General features: G+C 71.6%; 22 protein-coding genes. 9 read left to right on the forward strand and 13 right to left on the reverse strand.

The features are described from left to right. Positions 1–79 precede the first annotated feature (79 nt). Both BGK67_RS19215 and BGK67_RS19220 read left to right on the forward strand, forming a co-directional pair. A complete protein-coding gene (locus BGK67_RS19215; RefSeq protein ID WP_069921233.1) occupies positions 80–1090 on the forward strand; it encodes a C40 family peptidase in 1011 nt (336 codons plus the stop codon). Between the two features lie 204 nt (positions 1091–1294). Beyond that, positions 1295–2035: a phosphatase PAP2 family protein gene (locus BGK67_RS19220; RefSeq protein ID WP_069921234.1), complete on the forward strand. Its 741-nt coding sequence runs from the start codon at positions 1295–1297 to the stop codon at positions 2033–2035. Positions 2036–2174: 139 nt separating this feature from the next. Here BGK67_RS19220 and BGK67_RS19225 read toward each other — a convergent pair whose 3' ends face one another. Next, on the reverse strand, positions 2175–2399 hold the full coding sequence (locus tag BGK67_RS19225) for a hypothetical protein (protein ID WP_069921235.1): 225 nt from the start codon (positions 2397–2399) through the stop codon (positions 2175–2177). Between the two features lie 105 nt (positions 2400–2504). Continuing rightward, positions 2505–2699: a hypothetical protein gene (locus BGK67_RS37595; protein WP_069921236.1), complete on the reverse strand. Its 195-nt coding sequence runs from the start codon at positions 2697–2699 to the stop codon at positions 2505–2507. Between the two features lie 144 nt (positions 2700–2843). On the opposite strand from BGK67_RS37595, the gene BGK67_RS19235 reads away from it, so the two are divergent. Both BGK67_RS19235 and BGK67_RS38940 read left to right on the forward strand, forming a co-directional pair. Continuing rightward, complete coding sequence (locus tag BGK67_RS19235; protein WP_069921237.1) at positions 2844–3674, forward strand: SCO4651 family lipoprotein; 831 nt, start codon at positions 2844–2846, stop codon at positions 3672–3674. A gap of 126 nt (positions 3675–3800) precedes the next feature. Next, entirely contained in the window at positions 3801–3956 is a 156-nt protein-coding gene (locus BGK67_RS38940; protein ID WP_167739520.1) for a hypothetical protein, read from the forward strand. An 89-nt stretch (positions 3957–4045) separates the two neighbouring features. Here the strand turns inward: BGK67_RS38940 and BGK67_RS19240 are convergent, their stop codons facing one another. Next, entirely contained in the window at positions 4046–4369 is a 324-nt protein-coding gene (locus tag BGK67_RS19240; protein ID WP_069921238.1) for a metal-sensitive transcriptional regulator, read from the reverse strand. Between the two features lie 195 nt (positions 4370–4564). Between BGK67_RS19240 and BGK67_RS19245 the strand changes: the two genes are divergently transcribed. After that, positions 4565–5185: a DUF47 domain-containing protein gene (locus BGK67_RS19245; protein ID WP_031145181.1), complete on the forward strand. Its 621-nt coding sequence runs from the start codon at positions 4565–4567 to the stop codon at positions 5183–5185. A 5-nt stretch (positions 5186–5190) separates the two neighbouring features. Then, positions 5191–6189: an inorganic phosphate transporter gene (locus tag BGK67_RS19250; RefSeq protein ID WP_069921239.1), complete on the forward strand. Its 999-nt coding sequence runs from the start codon at positions 5191–5193 to the stop codon at positions 6187–6189. A gap of 137 nt (positions 6190–6326) precedes the next feature. On the opposite strand, the gene pstB is transcribed toward BGK67_RS19250, so the two are convergent. The 7 genes from pstB to mshD form a co-directional block, all read right to left on the reverse strand. Continuing rightward, the gene (gene pstB, locus BGK67_RS19255) at positions 6327–7103 is read right to left on the reverse strand and encodes a phosphate ABC transporter ATP-binding protein PstB (protein WP_069921240.1); all 777 of its coding nucleotides are present in this window, start codon (positions 7101–7103) and stop codon (positions 6327–6329) included. 30 nt (positions 7104–7133) lie between these two features. Beyond that, positions 7134–8216 carry a phosphate ABC transporter permease PstA gene (gene pstA, locus BGK67_RS19260; protein WP_069921241.1) on the reverse strand — a complete coding sequence of 361 codons (1083 nt, stop codon included), beginning with the start codon at positions 8214–8216 and terminating at the stop codon, positions 7134–7136. Next, positions 8216–9205, reverse strand: coding sequence for a phosphate ABC transporter permease subunit PstC (gene pstC, locus BGK67_RS19265; protein WP_069921242.1), 990 nt, complete (start codon positions 9203–9205; stop codon positions 8216–8218). Before pstC ends, pstA begins: the two co-directional genes overlap by 1 nt. Positions 9206–9338: 133 nt before the next feature. Then, on the reverse strand, positions 9339–10475 hold the full coding sequence (gene pstS, locus BGK67_RS19270) for a phosphate ABC transporter substrate-binding protein PstS (RefSeq protein ID WP_069921243.1): 1137 nt from the start codon (positions 10473–10475) through the stop codon (positions 9339–9341). A gap of 233 nt (positions 10476–10708) precedes the next feature. Beyond that, a complete protein-coding gene (locus BGK67_RS19275) occupies positions 10709–11689 on the reverse strand; it encodes a CHAD domain-containing protein (RefSeq protein WP_167739584.1) in 981 nt (326 codons plus the stop codon). Between the two features lie 4 nt (positions 11690–11693). Beyond that, positions 11694–13967 (reverse strand): RNA degradosome polyphosphate kinase, encoded by a 2274-nt coding sequence (locus tag BGK67_RS19280; protein ID WP_208948716.1) that lies wholly within the window; start codon positions 13965–13967, stop codon positions 11694–11696. Between the two features lie 1182 nt (positions 13968–15149). Further along, positions 15150–16079: a mycothiol synthase gene (mshD, locus tag BGK67_RS19285; protein WP_069921245.1), complete on the reverse strand. Its 930-nt coding sequence runs from the start codon at positions 16077–16079 to the stop codon at positions 15150–15152. Between the two features lie 184 nt (positions 16080–16263). On the opposite strand from mshD, the gene BGK67_RS19290 reads away from it, so the two are divergent. Further along, the gene (locus BGK67_RS19290; RefSeq protein WP_069921246.1) at positions 16264–18078 is read left to right on the forward strand and encodes a bifunctional metallophosphatase/5'-nucleotidase; all 1815 of its coding nucleotides are present in this window, start codon (positions 16264–16266) and stop codon (positions 18076–18078) included. Between the two features lie 84 nt (positions 18079–18162). Here the strand turns inward: BGK67_RS19290 and BGK67_RS19295 are convergent, their stop codons facing one another. Then, positions 18163–18939, reverse strand: coding sequence for an alpha/beta fold hydrolase (locus tag BGK67_RS19295; protein WP_069921247.1), 777 nt, complete (start codon positions 18937–18939; stop codon positions 18163–18165). Positions 18940–19061: 122 nt separating this feature from the next. Here BGK67_RS19295 and BGK67_RS19300 point away from each other — a divergent pair, with 122 nt between their 5' ends. Together BGK67_RS19300 and BGK67_RS19305 are read left to right on the forward strand one after the other, a co-directional pair. Next, the gene (locus BGK67_RS19300) at positions 19062–19631 is read left to right on the forward strand and encodes a TetR/AcrR family transcriptional regulator (RefSeq protein WP_069921248.1); all 570 of its coding nucleotides are present in this window, start codon (positions 19062–19064) and stop codon (positions 19629–19631) included. Positions 19632–19767: 136 nt separating this feature from the next. Continuing rightward, complete coding sequence (locus BGK67_RS19305) at positions 19768–20646, forward strand: phosphatidylinositol-specific phospholipase C (protein WP_432215462.1); 879 nt, start codon at positions 19768–19770, stop codon at positions 20644–20646. On the opposite strand, the gene BGK67_RS19310 is transcribed toward BGK67_RS19305, so the two are convergent. After that, positions 20626–22062 (reverse strand): sensor histidine kinase, encoded by a 1437-nt coding sequence (locus BGK67_RS19310; protein WP_069921250.1) that lies wholly within the window; start codon positions 22060–22062, stop codon positions 20626–20628. The genes BGK67_RS19305 and BGK67_RS19310 overlap by 21 nt on opposite strands. Beyond that, a complete protein-coding gene (locus BGK67_RS19315) occupies positions 22059–22793 on the reverse strand; it encodes a response regulator transcription factor (RefSeq protein ID WP_069921251.1) in 735 nt (244 codons plus the stop codon). The genes BGK67_RS19310 and BGK67_RS19315 overlap by 4 nt, the downstream gene beginning before the upstream one ends. Positions 22794–22823 lie beyond the last annotated feature (30 nt).

Genomic DNA, 22823 nt, shown 5'->3' on the forward strand with positions numbered 1-22823 from the left:
CGGCGGGGCGTGCGACACGGCCGAATCACACGTTGAAGTGACCGGGATGGGGGAGGGTTGACGGGTGCGCAGATTCTGGATGGCCGGTGGGATCGGGATCGGGCTGTGTCTGACCTTCGTGGCGCTGCTGGTCGTGGGGACGTACTCGGCCGCCGCGGGCCTGGTCGGGGCCGCCGGGGCGGGCGGTCGTGCCGTGGGGCTCGCGAAGGGGGCGGTGCCCGCCAAGTACCAGGCGCTGGTGGAGAAGTGGGGCAATCTGTGCCCGGCCATCAACCCGGCGCTGCTCGCCGCGCAGCTGTACTCGGAGAGCGGCTGGAACCCCAGCGCGGTCAGCCCGGCGGACGCGCGCGGCATCGCGCAGTTCATCCCGGGTACGTGGGCGGGCCACGGCATCGACGGGGACGGGGACGGGGACCGGGACATCTGGGACCCGAGCGACGCGATCCCCTCGGCGGCCTCGTACGACTGCCAGCTGGCCAAGGACGTGGCGGGGGTGCCGGGTGACGCGACGTCGAACATGCTGGCCGCCTACAACGCGGGGGCCTACGCCGTCATCAAGTACCGGGGCGTGCCGCCGTACAAGGAGACCCAGGGCTACGTGAAGACCATCACGACGCTCGCCAAGAGCTTCGCCCGGCCCGTGGGGCGGGTCGCGCCCTCGCAACAGGCGGCCGGGGCCATCTACTTCGCGCAGAAGCAGCTGGGTACGCCGTACCTGTGGGGCGGCAACGGAACGCCCGACCAAGGCGGGCGCTTCGACTGCTCGGGGCTGACGAAGGCGGCGTACGAGACGGTCGGGATCCAGCTGCCGCGCGTGGCGAACGACCAGTACAACGCCGGCCCGCATCCTTCGCGCGACCAACTGCTTCCCGGTGACCTGGTGTTCTTCTCCGATGATCTGACGAATTCGCGCGAGATCCGGCACGTCGGGCTGTACGTGGGAGGCGGCTACATGATCAACGCCCCGTACACCGGCGCCGTGATCCGCTTCGACAAGATCGACACGCCTGACTACTTCGGCGCGACGCGCGTGACCAAGGACGGTGCGGAGGCTCTTCCGGAGCGAGTTGGGGCGAGCCGGGCGCCCTAGCCACTCTCCGTTAAGCCAAGGCCCTGAGCTGCGACGATGAGTCTCTCTTCGATAACGTTGGCGTGATCATTCGGTGGAGAGTGGAACGTAGTCGCCAGAACGGGCGTTCCATGGACACGGGGGTTGATCAAGCGGGGGGCGAAGGGGCGCACACCGGCGTGCGCCCGCAGGGGAACCACGGCAAGGGCAAGGGGCCGCATCACCATGGCTGGACTCACGACCGGTGGGCCGAATGTGGATGTCAGCCTGCTGTACGAGATCAACGGACTGGCCCTGCGCGCGCCGGACTGGGTGGACCGGTCGGTCGGCCTGGTCGGTGAGTACGGGATCCCGCTGGCCCTGGTGCTGCTGGTCCTGTGGTGCTGGCGCGGCGCCCGCCGCCAGGACGAGAGCACGGCCGTCGAGTCCTTCGCGGCGCTGGTGTGGGCCCCGCTCGCGGCCGGGCTGGCGCTGCTCGTGAACGCGCCGCTGCGTGAATTCGTGGGCAGGCCGCGGCCGTTCAGGGCGCACGAGGGGCTCCAGGTGCTCGACGCCGGCGCCGGGACCCGCTTCGGAGCCGAACTGGCGGGCGCCGACTTCTCCTTCGTCAGCGGGCACGCCACCCTCGCGATGGCCCTCGGCGTGGGCCTGTTCGTCGCCCACCGCAGGCTCGGGCTCATCGGGATCGCCCTGGCCGTCGCCGAAGGCACGTGCCGGGTGTACGCGGGCGTCCACTACCCCACCGACGTCATCGGCGGGTTCGCGCTCGGCACCGCCGTCGTGCTGGTGCTCGCGCCGCTCGCGATGGCGCTGCTGACTCCGGTGGTGCGCGCGGTCGCCGCCTCCCCGCGCCTGGGGCGTCTCGTACGGGCCAAGGACCGGGTGCTGCCCCTGCCGGTCGGCCTGGCGCAGGCCCAGACCCCGCCGGCCGGACCGCGCCCGCACGAGAGCGACCTCGCGGCCTAGCCCCTGCTGGGGGCGCCGAGATCAGGCCGGGTCAGCCCTGACTAGGCCTGGTTCCACACCGAGAGCAGCAGGGCCACCACCAGGCACAGGCCCGCCGCGCCGAAGCACAGGCGGACCGCCGTCGGGCGGGACCGGGGGGTCACCGGTCGCCGCCCTCGGGGTCGGTCTCGGTGTCGCGGCGGTAGCGGGAGCGCAGCCACAGACCGGTCGCGACGGCCGCGGCGCTGGTGAGCCCGATGGCCAGGGCCACGTCGGCGGGGCCGTCCGCCGAGCCGACCGGCCGGGCCCAGGCCGCCGCGGCCGGGGTCAGCGCGAGGAGCAGGGCCCAGAGAAGGGCCGCGAGGCGGGCTGCGGGTCCTGGCATGACTCAAGGGCATCCGCTCCGGCTGACCCCGGCCAGCCGGGCCGTCCGAACGGGCGACCTCGCCGGGCCGCCCCGAGCGCCTCCGGGCTGCCCCGACCGCCCCCGCTACCCCGCGCTGTGCCGGACGGCGTCCTTGCGGGCCAGGTCGCGGGAGCGGCGGGCCGGGCCCTTCCAGCCGCAGGTGCAGACGGCCAGGCAGAACGATCCGCGATCGGCGGTGGAGGTGGTGTGCCCTGAGGTGGGCGGCTGGGGCCGGTGTGGCACGGCGGAGGCAAGCGGAAGGGCAAGGGGCGCTCTCATGTGCGGATCCACCCCTCCACGGTACCTGGACCACAAGCGGGTCGGGGAGCCGCGTGGGCCGTGACGGGAAACCCTTGACCTCGTTAACCGGAGCGGGTGGGGGCCTCGGGCAAACAGCGGTCATGCGTTGGGGGTTGGCAGGCGATGGTGGTGCACCAGCACAGGCGGCGGCGCGAGCGTGCGGGTGGGGCGGTGCTCGCCGTCGGCGTCACCCTGGCGGTCACGGCGATGGGCGGGTGCGCGGGCGCCGGCAGCGACGACCGGCCCCCCGCGGACGCGGCGGCGGTGGTCCGCGGTGCCGCCGACACGCTGACGAAGGCGGGCAGCGCCCGGGCCCGTACGGCCATGGAGATGGCCACCGGCGGAACCAGGGTCACGATCCGCGGCGAGGGCGGCGTCGACTTCAAGAACCGGATGGGCCAGCTGCTGGTGATGCTCCCGGCCGATGTGAAGGGCAAGGCCGAGCACCGGCCCATCACCGAGCTGCTGGTGCCGGGCGCGCTCTACATGAAGAACCGGGGCGCGGGCGTGCCCGACGACAAGTGGGTCCGGGTCGACACGACGACCCTCGCCGACGGGAACCTGGTCACGGGCGGGGCCACCGACCCGCTGGTCGCGGCCGAGCTGCTGCGCGGTGTGCAGGAGGTGACGTACGTCGGGGAGACCGAGGTGGCCGGCACGAAGGTGCGGCACTACCGCGGGACCACCGACATCGGTCGGGCCGCGGCGAGCGCGTCGGCGGAGGTCCGGGGGGCGCTGGAGGCGGCGGCGAAAGGGTTCAGCAAGGACACCGTGCCGTTCGACGCCTACCTGGACGAGGAGGGGCGGCTGCGGAAGGTCCGCCACCGGTTCACCTACGTCAACAATGGCGTGATCGATGTCTCGTCGACCACGCTGCTGTACGGATTCGGGACGCCGGTGACCGTCGTATTGCCCGCAAGCGGGGACATTTACGCCGGGAAGATCGCCGAGTAGCGGTGCGGTCGGGCCATGCCCGGTATCCGGAAATGGTCCATCCGTGTCATGCGCCGCGGCCCGTGACCTCCCTACGCTGAGAAGTCGAGCGCCGACGACCGAAGACGGCAGAATGAGGTGACACGCGTGACTCCCGCAGGCGGTACGACGGTGCAGGATCATGTGGCGCTCGCCGAGATCGAGCTCTGCGGCGAGCTGATCATCGCGGCCTCGGCGGCTTCGGAAGAGCGGCTCAGCCAGGACCGGATCGACGAGGTGCTGATGGGCATCTGGTCGGACTGACCGCGGACCGCTGATCCCGGGCCGCTGATCCCAGGCCGCTGGACCCAGCCGCTGCCCTCGGACCCGCCGACCCCTGATCGCCGTCCGCCTCAGGTGCGCAGGAGGCGGGCGATGGCCTTGGTGGCCTCCTCGACCTTCGCGTCGATCTCCCCGCCGCCCTTCACGGCCGCGTCGGCCACGCAGTGGCGCAGGTGCTCCTCCAGGAGCTGGAGGGCGAAGGACTGGAGGGCCTTCGTGCTCGCCGAGACCTGGGTGAGTATGTCGATGCAGTAGACGTCCTCGTCGACGAGCCGCTGGAGGCCGCGGATCTGGCCCTCGATCCGGCGCAGCCGCTTGAGGTGCTCGTCCTTCTGGTGGTGGTAGCCGTGGACGGCGCCGCCGTCGGGGGAACCCTCCGCCTCGATGGTCGTCATGCGTCCTCCCGTGGTCCGGAACGAGGGGGTGCATACCCCTCGTGGGTATAGGGTACTGGGCCCTGGCCGCGGGGGCGGGGGCCCGTCGTCCTCACTCTGCCTGATGGAGGACACTGGGGAACGGCCGGTTAGCCGTGGCCGGGGGATGCGCCTAGCATCAGCCTGACCGAATCCAATGCACCCCGAGGACCTCACGTGCGATTTCGTCTGACCCCCAGGGAGACGAGCTTCTACGACATGTTCGCCGCATCCGCGGACAACATCGTCACGGGCTCCAAGCTCCTGATGGAACTGCTCGGAGCGGACTCTTCCGCACGGGTCGAGATCGCGGAGCGGATGCGGGCTGCGGAGCACGCGGGAGACGACGCGACCCACGCGATCTTCCACCAGCTCAACTCCTCCTTCATCACGCCGTTCGACCGCGAGGACATCTACAACCTCGCCTCGTCGCTCGACGACATCATGGACTTCATGGAGGAGGCGGTCGACCTGGTCGTCCTCTACAACGTGGAGGAGCTCCCCAAGGGCGTCGAGCAGCAGATCGAGGTGCTGGCGCGCGCGGCCGAGCTGACCGCCGAGGCCATGCCGCACCTGCGGACGATGGACAACCTCACCGAGTACTGGATCGAGGTCAACCGCCTCGAGAACCAGGCCGACCAGATCCACCGCAAGCTGCTCGCCCAGCTCTTCAACGGCAAGTACGACGCCATGGAGGTGCTGAAGCTCAAGCAGATCGTCGACGTGCTCGAAGAGGCGGCCGACGCGTTCGAGCACGTTGCGAACACGGTGGAGACCATCGCGGTCAAGGAGTCCTGAACCTCGTGGACACCTTCGCTCTGGTCGTGACCATCGGTGTCGCGCTCGGCTTTACGTATACGAATGGTTTCCACGACTCCGCGAACGCGATCGCGACGTCCGTCTCGACGCGGGCGCTGACCCCGCGCGCGGCGCTCGCGATGGCCGCCGTGATGAACCTCGCCGGCGCCTTCCTGGGCAGCGGGGTCGCCAAGACGGTCAGCAAGGGCCTGATCGAGACGCCCCACGGCAACCGGGGCATGTGGATCCTCTTCGCGGCGCTGGTCGGCGCGATCGTCTGGAACCTGATCACCTGGTACTTCGGCCTGCCGTCGTCCTCCTCGCACGCGCTGTTCGGCGGCATGGTGGGCGCGGCGCTGGCCGGTGGCATCGGCGTGCTGTGGGACGGCGTGGTCGACAAGGTCGTCATCCCGATGTTCGTGTCGCCGGTGGTCGGCCTGGTCGCCGGCTACCTGGTGATGGTGGCCATCCTGTGGATGTTCCGCCGCGCCAACCCGCACAAGGCCAAGCGCGGCTTCCGCATCGCGCAGACGGTCTCGGCGGCGGCGATGGCGCTGGGCCACGGCCTGCAGGACGCGCAGAAGACCATGGGCATCGTGGTGATGGCGCTGGTCATCGCCGATGTGCAGGCCGCGGACGCCGCCATCCCGATCTGGGTCAAGGTCGCCTGCGCCGTGATGCTGTCGCTGGGTACGTACGCGGGCGGCTGGCGCATCATGCGCACGCTCGGCCGCAAGATCATCGAGCTGGACCCGCCGCAGGGCTTCGCGGCCGAGACCACCGGTGCCTCGATCATGTTCGGCTCGGCGTTCCTCTTCCACGCGCCTATCTCCACCACCCACGTGATCACCTCGGCGATCATGGGCGTGGGCGCGACCAAGCGGGTGAACGCGGTGCGCTGGGGCGTGGCCAAGAACATCATCCTGGGCTGGTTCATCACGATGCCGGCCGCGGCCCTGGTGGCCGCGGTCAGCTTCTGGATCGTGAACCTGGCCTTCGTCTAGGCCGGGAACGAAAGCGGGCCGGCTCCCCCCACCCAGGGGGAGCCGGCCCTTTTCTTTCTTTCGCCTTGCGGTGGCACCGCCATGCAGCACCGCAGGACGTCCGGCCACGCGGCAGGGCCGCGTGGAGTCTCGTCGGCTCAGCCGAAGCGGCCCGAGATGTAGTCCTCGGTCGCCTGGACGGACGGGTTGGAGAAGATCCGGTCCGTGTCGTCGATCTCGATGAGCTTGCCGGGCTGGCCGACCGCGGAGAGGTTGAAGAAGGCGGTGCGGTCCGAGACGCGGGCCGCCTGCTGCATGTTGTGCGTCACGATGACGATCGTGAAGCGCTCCTTGAGCTCGCCGATCAGGTCCTCGATGGCGAGGGTGGAGATCGGGTCGAGGGCCGAGCAGGGCTCGTCCATCAGCAGGACCTGGGGCTCGACCGCGATGGCGCGGGCGATGCACAGACGCTGCTGCTGGCCGCCGGAGAGGCCGGAGCCGGGCTTGTTCAGCCGGTCCTTGACCTCGTTCCAGAGGTTGGCGCCCTGGAGGGACTTCTCCACGACGTCCGAGAGCTCGGACTTCTTGAAGGAGCCGTTGAGGCGCAGGCCCGCCGCCACGTTGTCGAAGATCGACATGGTGGGGAAGGGGTTGGGACGCTGGAAGACCATGCCGACCGTGCGGCGGACCGCGACGGGGTCCACGCCGGCGCCGTACAGGTTCTCGTCGTCCAGGAGCACCTTGCCCTCGACGCGGCCACCGGGGGTGACCTCGTGCATGCGGTTCAGGGTGCGCAGGAAGGTGGACTTGCCGCAGCCGGACGGGCCGATGAAGGCGGTCACGGAGCGGGGCTCCACGGTCATCGAGATGTCGTCGATGGCCTTGTGGCTGCCGTAGAAGGCTGACAGTCCGCTGACGTCGATTCGCTTCGCCATGAGGGGTCACTTCGCTTTCATACAGTCGCGTCAGCGACCGGTCTTCGGGGCCTTCCAGCGGGCGATGCCGCGGGCCACCAGATTGAGGATCATGACGAAGGCGATCAGTACGAGCGCCGCGGCCCATGCCCGGTCGTAGGAGGCTTCACTGCCGACCTTGTACTGCTCCCAAATGTAGAGGGGGAGCGAGGACTGGGCGCCTTCGAAGGGGTTGCCGTTGATGAGCTGGGAGCCGAAGACCAGCAGCATGATCGGCGCGGTCTCACCGGCGATGCGGGCCACGGCCAGCATGACGCCGGTGGAGATGCCGCCGATGGCGGTGGGGAGCACGACCTTGAGGATCACGCGCCACTTCGGCACACCGAGCGCCAGGGCGGCCTCGCGCAGCTCGTTCGGGACGAGCTTGAGCATCTCCTCGGTGGAGCGGACCACGACCGGCATCATCAGGATCGACAGGGCCATGGCGCCGGCGAAGCCGGAGGGGCCGAAGCCGAGCATCAGGTTCCAGGTCGTCAGGATGAACAGGCCCGCGACGATGGAGGGGATGCCGGTCATGACGTCGACGAAGAAGGTGACGGCCCTGGCGAGCGAGCCCTTGCCGTACTCGACCAGGTAGACGGCGGTCAGCAGGCCGATGGGCGCGGCGATCAGGGTGGCCAGGGCGACCTGCTCGATGGTGCCGAGCAGGGCGTGGTAGACGCCGCCGCCTTGGTCGAAGCTGGTCACGCCGTTCATCGAGTGGCTGAGGAAGTTGCCGTCGAGGAGCCCGATGCCGCGGCTGACGGTGGTCCACATCAGGGACAGCAGCGGGATGACCGCGAGGACGAAGCAGACCCACACGACGGAGGTCGCGACGCGGTCCTTGGCCTGGCGGCGGTTCTCGACGACCGAGCTGGCGGTGTAGGTGATGGCGACGAAGAGCAGGGCGGCGATCAGGCCCCACTGGACCTTGCTGTGGAGGTCGAAGGCGAGGCCGGCGCCGCTGCCGAGGGCGACGGAGAGGACCGCGATGCCGGTCGGCGCCCAGCGGGGCAGGCCGCCTCGGGTGAGGCTGCTGGGGGCGGCGGACTTCGGGGCCCGGACGGGCCGCTGGTCCTGGAGTGCGTGGCTCATCAGGCGTTCGCCCCCGAGAAGTCCTTGCGGCGGGCGATGATCAGCCGAGCCGCACCGTTGACCAGCAGGGTGAGCAGGAAGAGGACCAGACCGGAGGCGATCAGCGCGTCCCGGCCGAACTCGTTGGCCTCGTCGAACTTCGCGGCGATGTTCTGCGCGAAGGTGCCGCCGCCCGGGTTGAGGACGTGGAACGAGATCAGGAAGCTCGGGGACAGGACGGTCGCGACGGCCATGGTCTCGCCGAGCGCGCGGCCGAGGCCGAGCATCGAGGCGGAGATGACACCGGAGCGGCCGAAGGGCAGCACGGAGATCCGGATGACCTCCCAGCGGGTCGCGCCGAGGGCCAGGGCGGCCTCCTCGTTCATGCGCGGGACCTGGAGGAAGACCTCGCGGCTGACGCTGGTCACGATCGGCAGGATCATGATCGCGAGCAGGATGCCGACGGTGAAGAGCGAGCGGGCCACGCCGATCTGGGTCTTGTCGAAGACGTAGGTCCAGCCCAGGTACTCATCGAGCCACAGGTTCAGGCCTGCCAGCTGCGGGACCAGGAACAGGGCTCCCCAGATGCCGTAGATGATCGACGGCACGGCGGCCAGCAGGTCGACCACGTAGGCGAGGGGGGCGGCCAGCTTGCGCGGCGCGTAGTGCGAGATGAACAGGGCGATGCCGACGGCGATCGGAACCGCGATGACCATCGCGATGATCGAGCTGACGACGGTGCCGAAGAGCAGGACGGCGATGCCGAAGACGGGCGGGTTGGCCGACGCGTTCCAGTCGAAGGTGGTGAGGAAGTTCCCCTCGTTCTTCGACAGGGCGATCGTGGCGCGGTAGGTGAGGAAGGCGGCGATCGACGCCATGATCACCAGAAGCAGGATGCCGGAGCCCTTGGAGAGCGCGGCGAAGATCTTGTCACCGGCACGGCCGGTGGATCCCTTGCTCCTGGAGACAGGCGGAGCCGTGTCTATCTGGGTGGGTGTGGTGGAAGCCATGGTCTTTCCGGTCTGTGTGGGGGGCAGGCCCCCTGGCGGCGGTGCACCGGATCCCCCCGGGTGGAGGGGGAGGGTTCTCTCGGCGCCGGGCGGACCGGATCGGGATCCGCCCGGCGCCCGAGAGGGTCAGGAACTAGCCGAGCTTGCTGACCGCCTCGCGGACCTTGGCGTTGATCTCGGCCGGGATCGGCGCGTAGCCGTTCTCGAGGAGCACCTTCTGGCCCGCGTCGGACGCGGTGTAGTTCAGGAAGGACTTGACGGTGGGCAGGGTCTCCGCCTTGTTGCCCTTGTCGCAGACGACCTCGTAGGTCACCAGGACCAGCGGGTAGGCGCCCTCGGCCTTGGTGGTGTAGTCGAGCTTCAGGGCCAGGTCGGAACCGGTGCCGGCGATCTTGGCGGCGGCGATGGCCTTGGAGGCGTTCTCGCCGGTGGCCGCGACCGGGGCGGCGGCGCCCGTGTTCAGGTCGACGGTCTTGATGCCCTGCGAGCTGGCGAAGGAGAGCTCGAAGTAGCCGATCGAGCCGTCGACCTGCTTGACCTGGGCGGCGACGCCGGCGGAGCCGGACGCGGCCTGGCCGCCCGGGGCGGCCCACTTCTTCGCGGCCTCGTGCGGCCACGCGTCGGGGGCTGCGGCCTTCAGGTACTTGGTGACGTTCTCGGTGGTGCCGGAGTCGTCGGAGCGGTGGAAGGCCTGGATCGCGGTCGAGGGAAGCGTGACGCCGGGGTTCAGCTTCTTGATCGCCTCGTCGTCCCACTTCTTGATCTTGTCGTTGAAGATGTTGGCGATCGTGGCGGCGTCCAGGTTCAGCTTCTCCACGCCGGCGATGTTGAAGCCGAGGGCGACGGGGCCGCCGACCATCGGCAGGTTGATGCCCTGGCCACCGGTGCAGATCTTCTTCGACTCCTCGACCTGCTCCGGCTTCAGCGCCGAGTCGGAGCCGGCGAAACCGACGGTGCCCTGGTTGAAGGCGACGATGCCCTCACCGGAGGAGGAGGACTTGTAGTTCACCTCGACGCCGGGGCAGGCGGCCATGTAGTTCTTCACCCACAGCTCGACCGCGTTCTTCTGCGCGGAGGAGCCCGAGGCCAGGAGCTTGCCCTTGGCGTCGTCGCACTTGATGTCGCCGGCCGCGGCGGCGGAGGGCTTCGTGGTGCCGTCGGTGTTCTTCGTGTTGTCGTCCGAGCCGCACGCCGTGAGGACCAGGGCGCCGGACACGACAAGCGCCCCGAGGGCGGAGGCACGAAGCATGCTCTTGCGCTGAAGCTTCACTTTCGGGTGTTCCTTCCAGAAGCCGCCGGCCGCTTTCTGTATCGGGGCGGCGTGCGAAGAGGACTACGTCGTCTGCTCGGCCGAACTGCTCGCACTCCCGGCGGCTCGCACCTTGCACAGCTGAAATTAGTCACAACAGGTGAAGCGGCCGACCGGCCCGAGTGAACGGACGGTGAACCGTGGCGGACGACCCGGTGCGATCCGGCGCGTCCGCCCACGGCCGCAAGCCTCCGTTATCCGGCCGTTATCTTGGCGTGACCACGCCCCTCCGCGGGGGCCCGGAGCCAGATCCGCCGGAAGTCGAAACGGGCCGACTCCACCGCGTGGCGCTGGTCCGCGTGCAGGATGCCCAGGGCGTATGCCGTGGCCGGGGCGATCCGCGGCGTGCGCGCCGCCGCGGCCGAGGCGGACGCCGCCTCCGACGCGTCGCGGTGGCGGTCCAGGGCCTCGCCCGCGGCCGCCGCGCGCGTCACGTCCTCGCCCAGCGCCTCCCGCGCGTACCGGTGGACCCGCAGGAGGCGGCGTACCTCGTGCCAGGGGCCGTCGCGGTCCGCGTCGTACGGGTGGGTGCCCTCGGCCGGCGGAAGCGCCCCGACCGCGGCCGACAGGCGGGTTTCGGCCACCGCGGCCAGCGGCACCAGGACGTCCTCGACCCGGCCCCGGGCCGCGACCGGATCCAGCGGGACCTCCGAGGCCAGCACCGCCACCGAGTCCGCCACCGCGTGGAACCGGGCCGAGCCGAGGGCCTGCAGGGTCGCCGAGTGGGCGCGGGTACGGGCCAGGGTGAGCCGGCGCTCCAGCAGCGCGCCCGCGCGCGCCGAGCCCACCGTGAGCGCGCCGGCCGTCCCCCGCGGCGCCGGCACCTCGGCCGAGCCCGACAGCCGGTGCAGCGCGTCCATCAGCCGCGCCAGGCGGGCGGCGTACGCGTGCTCGTCGGCCAGGGTCGAGGACAGCCACACCAGCTCGGTGCGCAGCCCGTCCGCCCAGGAGGACTCGGTCACCACCCGGAAGGTGGCCAGGGATCCGCTGATCCGGCGCGCCGCCCCCCGCAGGCTGCGCGCCGCATCGCCGCTCTCCGCGGCGTCGGCCCCTCCCCCCGGCTCCGTCCGGGCGGACCCCCCCTCCTCGTGCAGGCGCAGCCCGCGCAGGAAGGCGGTGGCCTGGGTGCGCAGGTAGGTGCCGAGCACCTCGCCCGCACATCCCGTCAATGCCATCGGGTCATGGTTTGGCTGAGCCACGCCGGCGCCTCCGGGCGTCTATGAGCATCTCCTGTACGTGCCGCAGCGGCTGGCCTTCCGCGTCCGTGCTGTGCCGGGTCCATTCGCCGTCCGGGCCCAGGTGCCAGGAGGACGTGACGTCGGACATCCCGGTTTCCAGCATCCGGTCCAGGGCCGCGCGGTGGGCCGGGTCGGCGACCCTGACCAGTGCCTCGATACGGCGGTCGAGGTTGCGGTGCATCATGTCGGCGCTGCCGATCCACACCTCGGGCTCGCCGCCGTTGCCGAAGGCGAAGACCCGCGAGTGCTCCAGGAACCGGCCGAGGATCGAACGGACCCGGATGTTCTCCGAGAGCCCCGGTACTCCCGGGCGCACCGCGCAGATGCCGCGGACCCAGATGTCGACGGGCACGCCGGCCTGCGATGCCCGGTAGAGCGAGTCGATGAGGGCCTCGTCGACGATCGAGTTCATCTTCAGGCGCACGTACGCGGGTCGGCCGGCCCGGTGGTGGGCGGCCTCCTTGTCGATGCGGGCTATCAGCCCGTCGCGCAGCGAGCGGGGCGCCACCATCAGCCGGCGGTAGGTCTCGCGGCGCGAGTAGCCCGACAGCCGGTTGAACAGGTCGGAGAGGTCCGCGCCGACCTGCGGGTCGGCGGTGAGCAGGCCGAGGTCCTCGTAGAGCCGGGCCGTCTTGGGGTGGTAGTTGCCGGTGCCCACGTGCGAGTAGCGGCGCAGCTGGTCGCCCTCCTGGCGCACGACGAGCGACAGCTTGCAGTGGGTCTTGAGGCCGACGAGCCCGTAGACGACGTGGCAGCCGGACTCCTCCAGCTTGCGCGCCCACTTGATGTTGGCCTGCTCGTCGAAACGGGCCTTGATCTCGACCAGTACGAGGACCTGCTTGCCGGCCTCGGCGGCGTCGATCAGGGCGTCCACGATCGGGGAGTCGCCGGAGGTGCGGTACAGCGTCTGCTTGATCGCGAGGACGTCCGGGTCGGCGGCGGCCTGCTCCAGGAAGGCCTGCACCGAGGTGGAGAAGGAGTCGTACGGGTGGTGCAGCAGCACGTCCCGCTCGCGCAGCGCGGCGAAGATGTCGGGCGCCGACGCGGACTCGACCTCGGCGAGGTCCCGGTGGGTGCCGGCGATGAACTTCGGGTATTTCAGCTCGGGCCGGTCCAGGGAGGAGATCCCGAAGAGGGCGGTCAGGTCCAGCGGCCCGGGCAGCGGGTACACCTCCGAGGCGTCGACGTTCAGCTCCTGCACGAGGAGGTCCAGTACGCCGGGGTCGATGGACTCCTCGACCTCCAGGCGGACGGGCGGGCCGAAGCGGCGCCGCATGAGCTCCTTCTCCAGGGCCTGGAGGAGGTTCTCGGCGTCGTCCTCCTCCACCTCGAGGTCCTCGTTGCGGGTCACGCGGAACATGTGGTGCGCGAGCACCTCCATGCCGGGGAACAGCTCCTCCAGGTGCGCGGAGATGACGTCCTCCAGCGGGACGTAGCGGTGCGGGGAGGCCTCCAGGAAGCGGGAGAGGAGCGGCGGGACCTTGACCCGGGCGAAGTGGCGGTGGCCGCTGACGGGGTTGCGCACGACCACGGCCAGGTTCAGGGAGAGGCCGGAGATGTACGGGAAGGGGTGCGCGGGGTCGACGGCCAGCGGGGTCAGCACCGGGAAGATCTGGTTGCGGAACAGGGTGAAGAGGCGCGCCTGCTCCTTCTCGGTGAGGTCCGGCCAGCGGATGAGGTGGACGCCCTCCTCGGCCAGGGCCGGGCAGATGTCCTGCTGGAAGCAGGCGGCGTGCCGGGCCATGAGCTCGCGCGAGCGGGTCCAGATGAGGTCCAGCACCTCGCGGGGCTGGAGGCCTGAGGCCGAACGGGTGGCGACGCCGGTCGCGATGCGGCGCTTGAGGCCGGCGACGCGGACCATGAAGAACTCGTCGAGGTTGCTCGCGAAGATCGCCAGGAAGTTGGCGCGCTCCAGGAGCGGCGTCGTCGGATCCTCCGCGAGCTCCAGCACCCGCTCGTTGAAGGCCAGCCAGCTGCGCTCCCGGTCGAGGAAGCGGCCGGGCGGGAGCTCTCCGCCGTCCTTGTCGTCGTAGGCGTCCAGATCGGCGTCGAGATCGGGCTCGAGGTCGACGTGGGGGCGGTGCGCGCTGATGGAGCCTATGCGTGCGTGCGCGCCGGTGACGGCCAAGCCCGGCGTTCCCGCGGGGGCGGCGGACGAGGGGGACGGGTGCTGGGCGGGGACCTCGGTGGGGCCTGCGCTGGGCTTGTGGCTCATGACTCCATTCTTCCGCGCATGCGGGAGGACAGGCGCGTCGGAAGTGTCGGCCGTCAGTCGGAGTCGGGGCTGCATGCGGGGAGAGTCGCAAGCGCGTCTGAATGCCCGGTTAATGGCGCGTGGCTTCCGGGGTCCGGCGGGGTTGCGACTGCCGCCGGACTCCGCTGCCCGGCCCCCGCGCCTCAATCGCCGGCGGGGCTCAAAGCCCGGGGCCCCGCGCCCCCGGGCCCCCGCGCCTCCAGCGCCCCGCCCGCGCTCGACCGGGGCCCCGCCCCCCGGGCCCCCGCGCCTCAAACGCCGGCGGGGCTGGGAGGTGCCCGGCGGGGGCGGAGGTGCCCGGCGGGCTTGAGGTCCGGCGCTCCGCCCCGGTCCCGGGCCGGAAGCCCAGGTTGGGCTGGAGGTGGCGGGCTGAGAGGTCGGGGCTGCGTCCCCGACCCCGCGCCTAATCGCAGGCGGAGCGGCAGCCTGGGGGCTCTGCTCCGGGATCCCGCACCTCAGGCGCCGGCGGGGCTGGGGTTGGTCGGTGAGGGGCGGGGTGCGGGGCCCCTCCGGGGTGTCTCCTCGGCTCGCGCACTGAGCCTCGTCCGAAGCCTCGGCCGAGGTTGCGCGCTCGTCCTGCGGGGACACCCCTGCACGGCCCCACACCCCTCGGCTGACGAAGCCCGGCGGTGGGGTGGGGGCCCGCAGGAGGGTCCCCGCAGGACGAGCGCGCAACCCGGGTCCGGTCTTCCGCAGCCGCGGCTCGGTGCGCGAGCCGAGGAGACACTCCGGAGGGACCCCGCCCCACACCCCGACAGGGCCGCTCCAGCTCAAGGGAATCCCCGGCTCCGCCGGATCTCGCGCCGCTGCATCCCCTCGCCCGGCCGGCCCGGCCCTGCCGGACCCCGGCCGCACCGGATCCTCGGCCGCACCGGGCCCCTAGGCTCCGCCGGATCTCAGGGTCCATCACATCCCCTTGCCCTGCCGGCCCCGGCCGCACGGGGCACCTCGGCTTCGCCGGATCGCCAGCCTCGGTCCCGGCCGAGCGCCGGCCCGGGCGAGGGTCGGGCACGGTGCGGCCGGAGCCTTGCCCTGCCGGCCCCGCCCCGGCCCCGGCCGCACCGGGCCCTCGGCTGCGCCGGATTCGCGGCCCCGGCCGGGCCCCGGTTCCAGTGGGAGGCCCGGCCCCGGGCGGGCGGTGGGTCAGCTTTCGGTGCGGTACATCAGGTCCACCTCGTGGGTCGTGAAGCCCATGCGCTCGTAGACCGCCAGCGCCGCCGCGTTGTCGGCGTCGACGTACAGCATCGCCGTCGGCACCCCCCCCGCGGCGAGGTGCCGCAGGCCGATCGCGGTCAGGGCCTTGCCGAGGCCGCCGCCCTGGGCGCCCGGGCGGACGCCGACCACGTAGACCTCGCCCAGCTGCTCGGCCCGGTGGACCTTCGTCCAGTGGAAGCCGACCAGCTCCCCGTCGCGCTCGGCGAGGAAGAATCCCTCCGGGTCGAACCACGGCTGCGCCATCCGGTCGTCCAGGTCGCGCTGGGTCAGCGCGCCCTGCTCGGGGTGGTGGGCGAAGGCGGCCGCGTTCGCCGCGAGCCAGGCCGCGTCGTCGCTGCCGGGCACGAAGGTCCGTACGGTCACGCCGGCCGGCAGCACCGGCTCCGGCAACGGGTCCGCGTCCGGGCCGAGCGGCCGGCGCAGCTGGCGCAGCTCGCGGAAGAGGGTCAGGCCCAGCACCTGCGCCAGGTGCCGCGCGGCCGACTTGCCGCCGTGCGCCCAGACCCGGATCCGCTTGCCGGAGGCGGCCAGCAGGGCCGTGCCGAGCGCGCGCCCGTGGCCGCGGCCGCGCAGCGCGGGGTGGACGACGAGTTCGGCGGCGGGGGCCTCCACCGGGTCGGTGTCCTCCAGTTGCCCGTATCCGGAGAGCCGGCCGCTCTCGGTGAGCAGGAAGTGCCGGATGCCCTCGCGCGGCCCGCCGCGCAGCTGGAGGCGGCCCTGCTCGGACACGGCGGTGGTGCCGTCGGTGCGTGCCGCGTCCTCGATGAGGGCGAGGACGGCCTCGGCCTGTTCCTCCGTCAGCTCGTCGAGGGTCTCAATCTGCCGTCCCGGCTCCAGGGCCGCTGCTGCGTCAGTCATGCCTTGAGCCTACGACCGCGGCGGGCGGCGGGGTGGGCGCGGCCCGGCGGGCGCGGCCCGGGCGTCGGTCCGTCTTTTGCGCGTAACCACCTCGATACCCGATACCCCCTGTCGTGCTACGCGCGTTGACAATAGGCTGCGGCGGACCTCCCAAGTTTGTCTCGCTGTCCACAAAGGGGACTAAATGTCAGCGACACCACAACGGCACCGCCGCACCCGCCGGTTGACCCTCACCGCTCTCGCCGTCACGGCAGGGGCCGGGGCGATGGTCGCCGCCGCTCTGCCGGCCGGCGCCGCGAGTGGTGGCGGTGCCGCCAAGAGCCGGACCGTCGACGTGCAGCTGCTGTCGTTCAACGACTTCCACGGCACGCTCGAGCCCCCGCAGGGCTCGTCCGGCAATGTGACCGAACGTCAGGCCGACGGCACCACCAAGGCCATACCCGCGGGCGGTGTCGAGTACCTCGCCACCAGCCTGCGCGAAGCCCGCAAGGGCCACGAGTACTCCGTCACCGCCGCGGCGGGCGACATGATCGGCGGCAGCCCGATGCTGTCCGGGCTCTTCCACGACGAGCCGAGCATCGAGGCGCTGAACAAGCTCGACCTGGACGTCACGGGCGTCGGCAACCACGAGTTCGACGAGGGCAAGGCCGAGCTGCGCCGCATGGCGTACGGCGGCTGCCACCCGGTCGAGGGCTGCTTCGAGCCCGGCAAGGAGTTCACCGGATCCGAGTTCAAGTTCCTCGCGGCGAACGTCACGGACGAGAAGACCAAGCGTCCGATGATGAACCCCACCTTCATCTGGAAGAAGGGGGACGTGAAGATCGGCTTCATCGGCGTCACCCTGGAGGGCACTGCGGACATCGTCACCGCCGAGGGCGTCAAGGGCCTGAAGTTCGAGGACGAAGTCGAGTCGATCAACAAGTACGCCGCCGAGCTGAACAAGCAGGGCGTGAAGTCGATCGTCGCGCTGATCCACGAGGGCGGTCTGCCCGCGAACGGCGCGTACAACTACGACTGCGACGTCCCCGGCGCGGGCGCCGGCATCTCCGGCCCGATCGTGGACATCGCCAAGAACCTCGACCCCAAGGTCGACGCGCTGGTGACCGGCCACACGCACCAGGCGTACGCCTGCACCATCCCGGACCCGGCGGGCAACCCGCGCATGGTGACCTCGGCCGCCTCCTACGGCCGGCTGTTCACGGACACCACGCTGACCTACGACCGGCAGACCAAGGACATCGTCCGTACGCCGGTCAGCTCGCCGAAGCCGGTCAACAAGGTCGTCACCCGCGACCAGCCCAAGGCCTCGGACATGACCGAGCTGATCCAGCGCTGGAGCGAGCTCGCGGCCCCGATCGCGAACCGCCCGCAGGGCTTCATCTCCGCCGACATCCCGGGCCGCGGCTCGGAGGCGCCGGAGAAGCCGCTCGGCGACCTGATCGCCGACGCGCAGCTGGAGGCGCTGGCCCCGGCCGACAAGGGCGGCGCGCAGCTGGCCCTCATGAACCCGGGCGGCATCCGTGCCGACCTCGCCTACAAGGCGGCCGGGGACGAGGGCGACGGTGTGGTGACGTACGGCGAGTCCTACACGGTCCAGCCGTTCAACAACATGATGAACATCGTGGACCTGACGGGCGCGCAGCTGATCACCGCGCTCCAGCAGCAGGTGAGCGGCCCGGTCAACGGCGCCAGCCCCAAGATCCTGCAGGTGTCGAAGGGCTTCACGTACACCCTGGACATGACCAGGTCCGGTGCGGACCGCATCGTCGTGGACTCGGTGAAGCTGAACGGCGCGGCGATCGACCCCGCCAAGACCTACCGGGTCGCGATGAACGAGTTCCTCGCGGGCGGCGGTGACGGCTTCACCGTCCTGAAGGAGCACAAGAACAAGCTGGTCGGCGCGCCCGACCTGGACTGCTTCAACGCCTACCTGGGCAAGTCGACGGCGGCGAACCCGATCGTCCCGCCGGTGGCGGACCGGATCACCGTCATCAAGTAGCACTCGCCACACCCGCGTGACAGCACGCCCAAAGGGGCGGTGGGCCCGACGGCCCGCCGCCCCTTTGGCGTTCCCCGGCCGGGTTCAGAGGGTCGTGAGGAAGGTGTGGACGGCCTTGTGGAAGCCCTCCGGGTCCTGGAAGGGCACGAAGTGCTCGGTGTCGAGGGCGGTGTACGAGGTCCCGGGCCGCCGGGAGACCATCGCGGCGGCCTGCTCCCGGGAGAGCGCCTCGCTGCGCAGGCCGTGGATCAGCAGGGCCGGGCAGTCGCTCGCGAGCCAGACGTCCCAGCGGTCGCCGTAGGCGCCCGCGAGGGTGGCCAGGGTGTCCTGCGGGTGGAACGGGAGCCGCCAGCCGCTGCCGTCGGGGCGCAGCGCGGGGGCGTAGGTCGGGCCCAGCGGGCCGAGGGCGGTGATGAGTTCCTCGCGGGTCGGCGCGGTGTACGGGAGGTCGTGGAGGAAGGCCCAGAAGTCCGGGCCGTCCTTGCGCACGACTTCCACGGGGGAGTCCACGATGATCAGCGCGGAGACCAGGTCGGGGCGGGCTGCCGCCAGGTGGTAGGCGTTGGTGCCGCCGAGGGAGAAGCCGAGTACGGGCAGCGGGCCGCCCGGGTCCAGGTGCTCCAGCAGGGCGGCGGCGTCGCCCACGTAGCCCTCGCGGTCGTAGGCGGGGGTGCGGTCGGAGTCGCCGTGGCCGCGCTGGTCGGGGGCGATGACCCGCCACTCGTCGCGCAGTGCGGTGGCCAGGCCGGTGTAGGCGGCAGCTTCGGAGAGGCCGCCGTGCAGGGCGAGCAGCGGCCGGCCGGGGCCCCCGAAGTCCAGGTAGGAGAGGGTGCGGTCGTCGATCTTCAGCTCGTGGCGCATGGCTCGTGCCTCCCGTGGGCCCGTGGATCTTGCGGTGGCTTCACCCTGCCAGGATTTGGGCAAGCGCGCAATACGCTTGTCTTGGGCACTCGCCCAAATCGGGGCGCGGATACGATCCCGCCATGGGAAATCGCGAGGACCTGCTGGCCGGAGCCCGGCGCTGCCTTGAGGAGAAGGGGTACCTCCGCACGACCGTGCGCGACATCGCCACGGCGTCGAAGGTCAGCATGGCCGCGATCGGCTACCACTTCGGATCGCGGGAGGCGCTGCTGAACCAGGCGCTCTTCGCCGCGATGGACGAGTGGGCCGCGGGATCCGGCCGGCTCGCCGGGCAGGGCGACACCGCCGCCGAGCGCTACGCCGACACCTGGGACCGCAAGATCCGGGACTTCGGCGACATGCGCTGGCTGTGGATCGCCAACGTCGAGGCCTTCGTGCACGCGCAGTCCTCGCCCGAACTGCTCGCCACCCTCGCCGAGGGCCAGCGCAGGTCCCGGCGGATGGTGGCGGCGCAGCTGCGCGGGGTGCCCGAGGACGCGGTCACCGACGCGGACGTGCAGGCCCTGGGGTCGGTGCACATCGCGCTGCTGACGGGCGTGATGGTCCAGCACCTCACCGACCCGCAGCACACCCCCGACGGGCAGGCCATCGCCCGGGGGCTGCGCATGACGACCGAGCTGCTGGACGGCTAGCGGCCTGTCCCAGGCTGTCCCAACTCGCCCGTCTCCCAAGGCGGTTGCCTCGAAGTTCGCCTCTACCGACGGGTAGTAAAGGCTGGTTCCGCACGCCATAATCCGGTCCCACCACTGGGTCGGCGAAGGGGCGGACATGGGCATGGGCACGGGACTGGACCGGCGGGCGTTTCTGGCCGGAGCACTGGCCGCGGGCGCGGCCGTCGGGCTCGGAGCACCACCCGCCTCGGCCGCCGCGCTCGGCACCCAGGACTGGATGGCCGGCCTCGGCGACTCCACGCCCCTCCAGCGGATGACCATCCCCGGCACGCACGACTCCGGCGCCACCAAGGGCGGCCTCTACGTCGCCTGCCAGAACACCTCGATCGCCCAGCAGCTCGACTCCGGCATCCGCTTCCTCGACGTGCGCTGCCGGGTCACGGGCGGCTCCTTCGCCATCCACCACGCGGCCTTCTTCCAGGACCTGATGTTCGGGGACGTCCTCGTCGCCTGCCGGAACTTCCTCGCCGCGCACCCCTCCGAGACCGTGCTGATGCGCGTCAAGCAGGAGTACTCCGGGGAGAGCGACGCCACCTTCCGCGCGGTCTTCGACGACTACCTCGACCACCGCGGCTGGCGCCCGCTGTTCCGGATCGCCGACACCCTGCCCACGCTCGGCCAGGCCCGCGGCAAGGTGGTCCTGCTCGCCGATAACGGCGGACTGCCCGGCCTGCGCTACGGCGACGGCAACGTCTTCGACATCCAGGACGACTGGAACGCCGAGCCCTTCGCCAAACGAGGCAAGATCGAGAACCACTTCCGCAAGGCCGTCCAGCAGCCCGGCAAGCTCTTCGTGAACTACGTCAGCACCGCGGCGTACATGCCGCCGCGCTGGAACTCCGACCGGCTGAACCCGCAGGTGCACGGCTTCGTCGACGGCGGGGAGATGGCCGGCCGGACCGGGCTCGGGATCGTCCCGATGGACTTCCCGAACACCCGCTCCGGCCTGGTCTCCTCACTGATCCGGCACAACTGAGGTCCCGGGCGGCGGGGACGGGGCTCCCGGGATGCGCAGCACCGCCTCCGCGCCCGGCCCGCCGTCGGCCGCCGCCCGCAGTTCGGCGCTCCCGCCCGCGCGGGCCACCGTACGGGCCACGATCGACAGGCCGAGGCCGCTGCCGGGCAGGGCGCGGGCCGAGGGAGAGCGCCAGAACCGCTCGAAGACGTGCGGGAGGTCCTCGGCGGGGATGCCCGGTCCGTGGTCCCGTACGCGCAGCTCGCCCGCCCGCAGCGTCACCTCCACCGCCCCGCCCGGCGGGCTGAACTTCACCGCGTTGTCCAGGACGTTGACCACCGCCCGCTCCAGCGCGGCCGCCTCGCCCCGTACGTACCAGGGCTCCAGGCAGGAGCCGAACTCCAGCTCCGGACCGCGCAGCCGGGCCCGGGACAGCGCGGCCCCCGCGATCTCGTGCAGGGCCACCACCTCCAGCGGACCGGGGGACACGGCGTCGGGGCGGGACAGCTCCTGGAGGTCGCCGATCAGCGCGGCGAGCTCCGTCATCTGCGCCTTCACCGAGGCCAGCAGCTCCCTGCGGTCCTCGGGCGGGATCGCCCGGCCGGTGTCCTCGCTGCGCGCCAGCAGCTCGATGTTCGTCCGCAGCGAGGTCAGCGGGGTGCGCAGCTCGTGCCCGGCGTCGGCGATCAGCTGCGCCTGCCGCTCCTGGGAGGAGGCGAGGGCCGCCGTCATGGAGTTGAAGGACCGCGACAGGCGGGCGATCTCGTCGTCGCCCTCGTCGGGGATGCGGACGGTGAGGTCCTCGGTGCGGGCGATGTGCTCGACGGCGCCGGTCAGTTCGTCGACGGGCCGCAGCCCGGTCCGGGCCACCCACAGCCCGGCCGCGCCCGCGCCGACCACGCCGATGCCGCAGACCAGCAGCAGAACCCAGGCCAGGGTGGACAGCGGCTTCTCGATGTCGGCGAGCGGCTTGGCCACGGACAGTGCGGCGGGCACCCCGTTCACGATGGCGGGCTGGGTGTAGACCCGGACGGCCGCCCCGTCGGAGGTGGTCGAGTCGTAGAGGGAGGCGCCCCGGAGCCGCTTGGCCACCCCCAGCTCGGTCCCGGTGACCGGGAGGGTGCTCTTGCCGTCGACCCAGCACTGCCGGCCGTCGGGCAGGACGACCTGCACCTGTGCGCTGAGGTTGTTGGGCGCCCGGTCGGTCACGGAACCGCCGGGGACGCACCGCCCCCCGGAGGCCTCGAAGACCTGCTGGGCCTGGGCGACCGCGTTGGTGGCGCGCAGCGAGCTGTCCAGCTGGTCGCGGAGCTGGGTGCGCACCATCACCCAGGACACGGCGGCGACGGCCGCCACGGCCAGCGCCACCGCCACCGTGACCAGCAGCGCGAGGCGGGAGCGCAGCGGGAGCGCGCGGAATCTGGCGGCGGGGCTCACTCCGGACCGCTCTCGCCGGCGCGCAGTACGTAGCCCACCCCGCGCACGGTGTGGACCAGGCGGGGCTCGCCGCCCGCCTCCGTCTTGCGGCGCAGGTACATCACGTACACGTCCAGGGAGTTGGAGCTGGGCTCGAAGTCGAAGCCCCAGACGGTCTTGAGGATCTGCTCGCGGGTGAGGACCTGGCGCGGGTGCGCGAGGAACATCTCCAGCAGCGTGAACTCGGTACGGGTCAGCTCCACCGGGCGTCCGGCCCGGGTGACCTCGCGGGTGGCCAGGTCCATGCGCAGGTCGCCGAAGGTCAGCGCGTCCTCGACGGCCTCTTCGCCCGCCTGCGGGGCGGCGTAGGAGCTGCGGCGCAGCAGCGCGCGCACGCGGGCGAACAGCTCGTCGAGCTCGAAGGGCTTGACCAGGTAGTCATCGGCGCCCGCGTCGAGGCCGGTGACGCGGTCGCCTACGGTGTCGCGGGCGGTGAGCATCAGGATCGGGGTGACACTGCCCGCGGCGCGCAGCCGGCGGGCGGCCGTCAGGCCGTCCATCCGGGGCATCTGGATGTCCAGGACGATCAGGTCGGGGGCATACGAGGCCGCCCTGTCGAGGGCGTCGATCCCGTCGACGGCGGTCTGGACGGCGTACCCCTCGAAGGCGAGGCTGCGCCGCAGGGCCTCGCGGACGGCCGGCTCGTCGTCGACGACGAGGATCCGGTGCTGGTCGCCTTCGGTGGCATGCACGGGTCGTCCCCCAGGGTGGTGTGCGGAGCG

It is taken from the genome of Streptomyces subrutilus (assembly GCF_001746425.1).
Taxonomy (GTDB): domain Bacteria; phylum Actinomycetota; class Actinomycetes; order Streptomycetales; family Streptomycetaceae; genus Streptomyces; species Streptomyces subrutilus_A.

Excerpts from the sequence above, each read along its gene's own strand:
- BGK67_RS19215 (WP_069921233.1), top strand. The coding sequence starts at position 80 with ATGGCCGGTGGGATCGGGATCGGGCTGTGTCTGACCTTCGTGGCGCTG.
- BGK67_RS19220 (WP_069921234.1), top strand. The coding sequence starts at position 1,295 with ATGGCTGGACTCACGACCGGTGGGCCGAATGTGGATGTCAGCCTGCTG.
- BGK67_RS19225 (WP_069921235.1), bottom strand. The coding sequence starts at position 2,399 with ATGCCAGGACCCGCAGCCCGCCTCGCGGCCCTTCTCTGGGCCCTGCTC.
- BGK67_RS37595 (WP_069921236.1), bottom strand. The coding sequence starts at position 2,699 with ATGAGAGCGCCCCTTGCCCTTCCGCTTGCCTCCGCCGTGCCACACCGG.
- BGK67_RS19235 (WP_069921237.1), top strand. The coding sequence starts at position 2,844 with ATGGTGGTGCACCAGCACAGGCGGCGGCGCGAGCGTGCGGGTGGGGCG.
- BGK67_RS19240 (WP_069921238.1), bottom strand. The coding sequence starts at position 4,369 with ATGACGACCATCGAGGCGGAGGGTTCCCCCGACGGCGGCGCCGTCCAC.
- pstB (WP_069921240.1), bottom strand. The coding sequence starts at position 7,103 with ATGGCGAAGCGAATCGACGTCAGCGGACTGTCAGCCTTCTACGGCAGC.
- pstA (WP_069921241.1), bottom strand. The coding sequence starts at position 8,216 with ATGAGCCACGCACTCCAGGACCAGCGGCCCGTCCGGGCCCCGAAGTCC.
- pstC (WP_069921242.1), bottom strand. The coding sequence starts at position 9,205 with ATGGCTTCCACCACACCCACCCAGATAGACACGGCTCCGCCTGTCTCC.
- BGK67_RS19275 (WP_167739584.1), bottom strand. The coding sequence starts at position 11,689 with ATGGCATTGACGGGATGTGCGGGCGAGGTGCTCGGCACCTACCTGCGC.
- BGK67_RS19280 (WP_208948716.1), bottom strand. The coding sequence starts at position 13,967 with ATGAGCCACAAGCCCAGCGCAGGCCCCACCGAGGTCCCCGCCCAGCAC.
- mshD (WP_069921245.1), bottom strand. The coding sequence starts at position 16,079 with ATGACTGACGCAGCAGCGGCCCTGGAGCCGGGACGGCAGATTGAGACC.
- BGK67_RS19290 (WP_069921246.1), top strand. The coding sequence starts at position 16,264 with ATGTCAGCGACACCACAACGGCACCGCCGCACCCGCCGGTTGACCCTC.
- BGK67_RS19295 (WP_069921247.1), bottom strand. The coding sequence starts at position 18,939 with ATGCGCCACGAGCTGAAGATCGACGACCGCACCCTCTCCTACCTGGAC.
- BGK67_RS19300 (WP_069921248.1), top strand. The coding sequence starts at position 19,062 with ATGGGAAATCGCGAGGACCTGCTGGCCGGAGCCCGGCGCTGCCTTGAG.
- BGK67_RS19305 (WP_432215462.1), top strand. The coding sequence starts at position 19,768 with ATGGGCATGGGCACGGGACTGGACCGGCGGGCGTTTCTGGCCGGAGCA.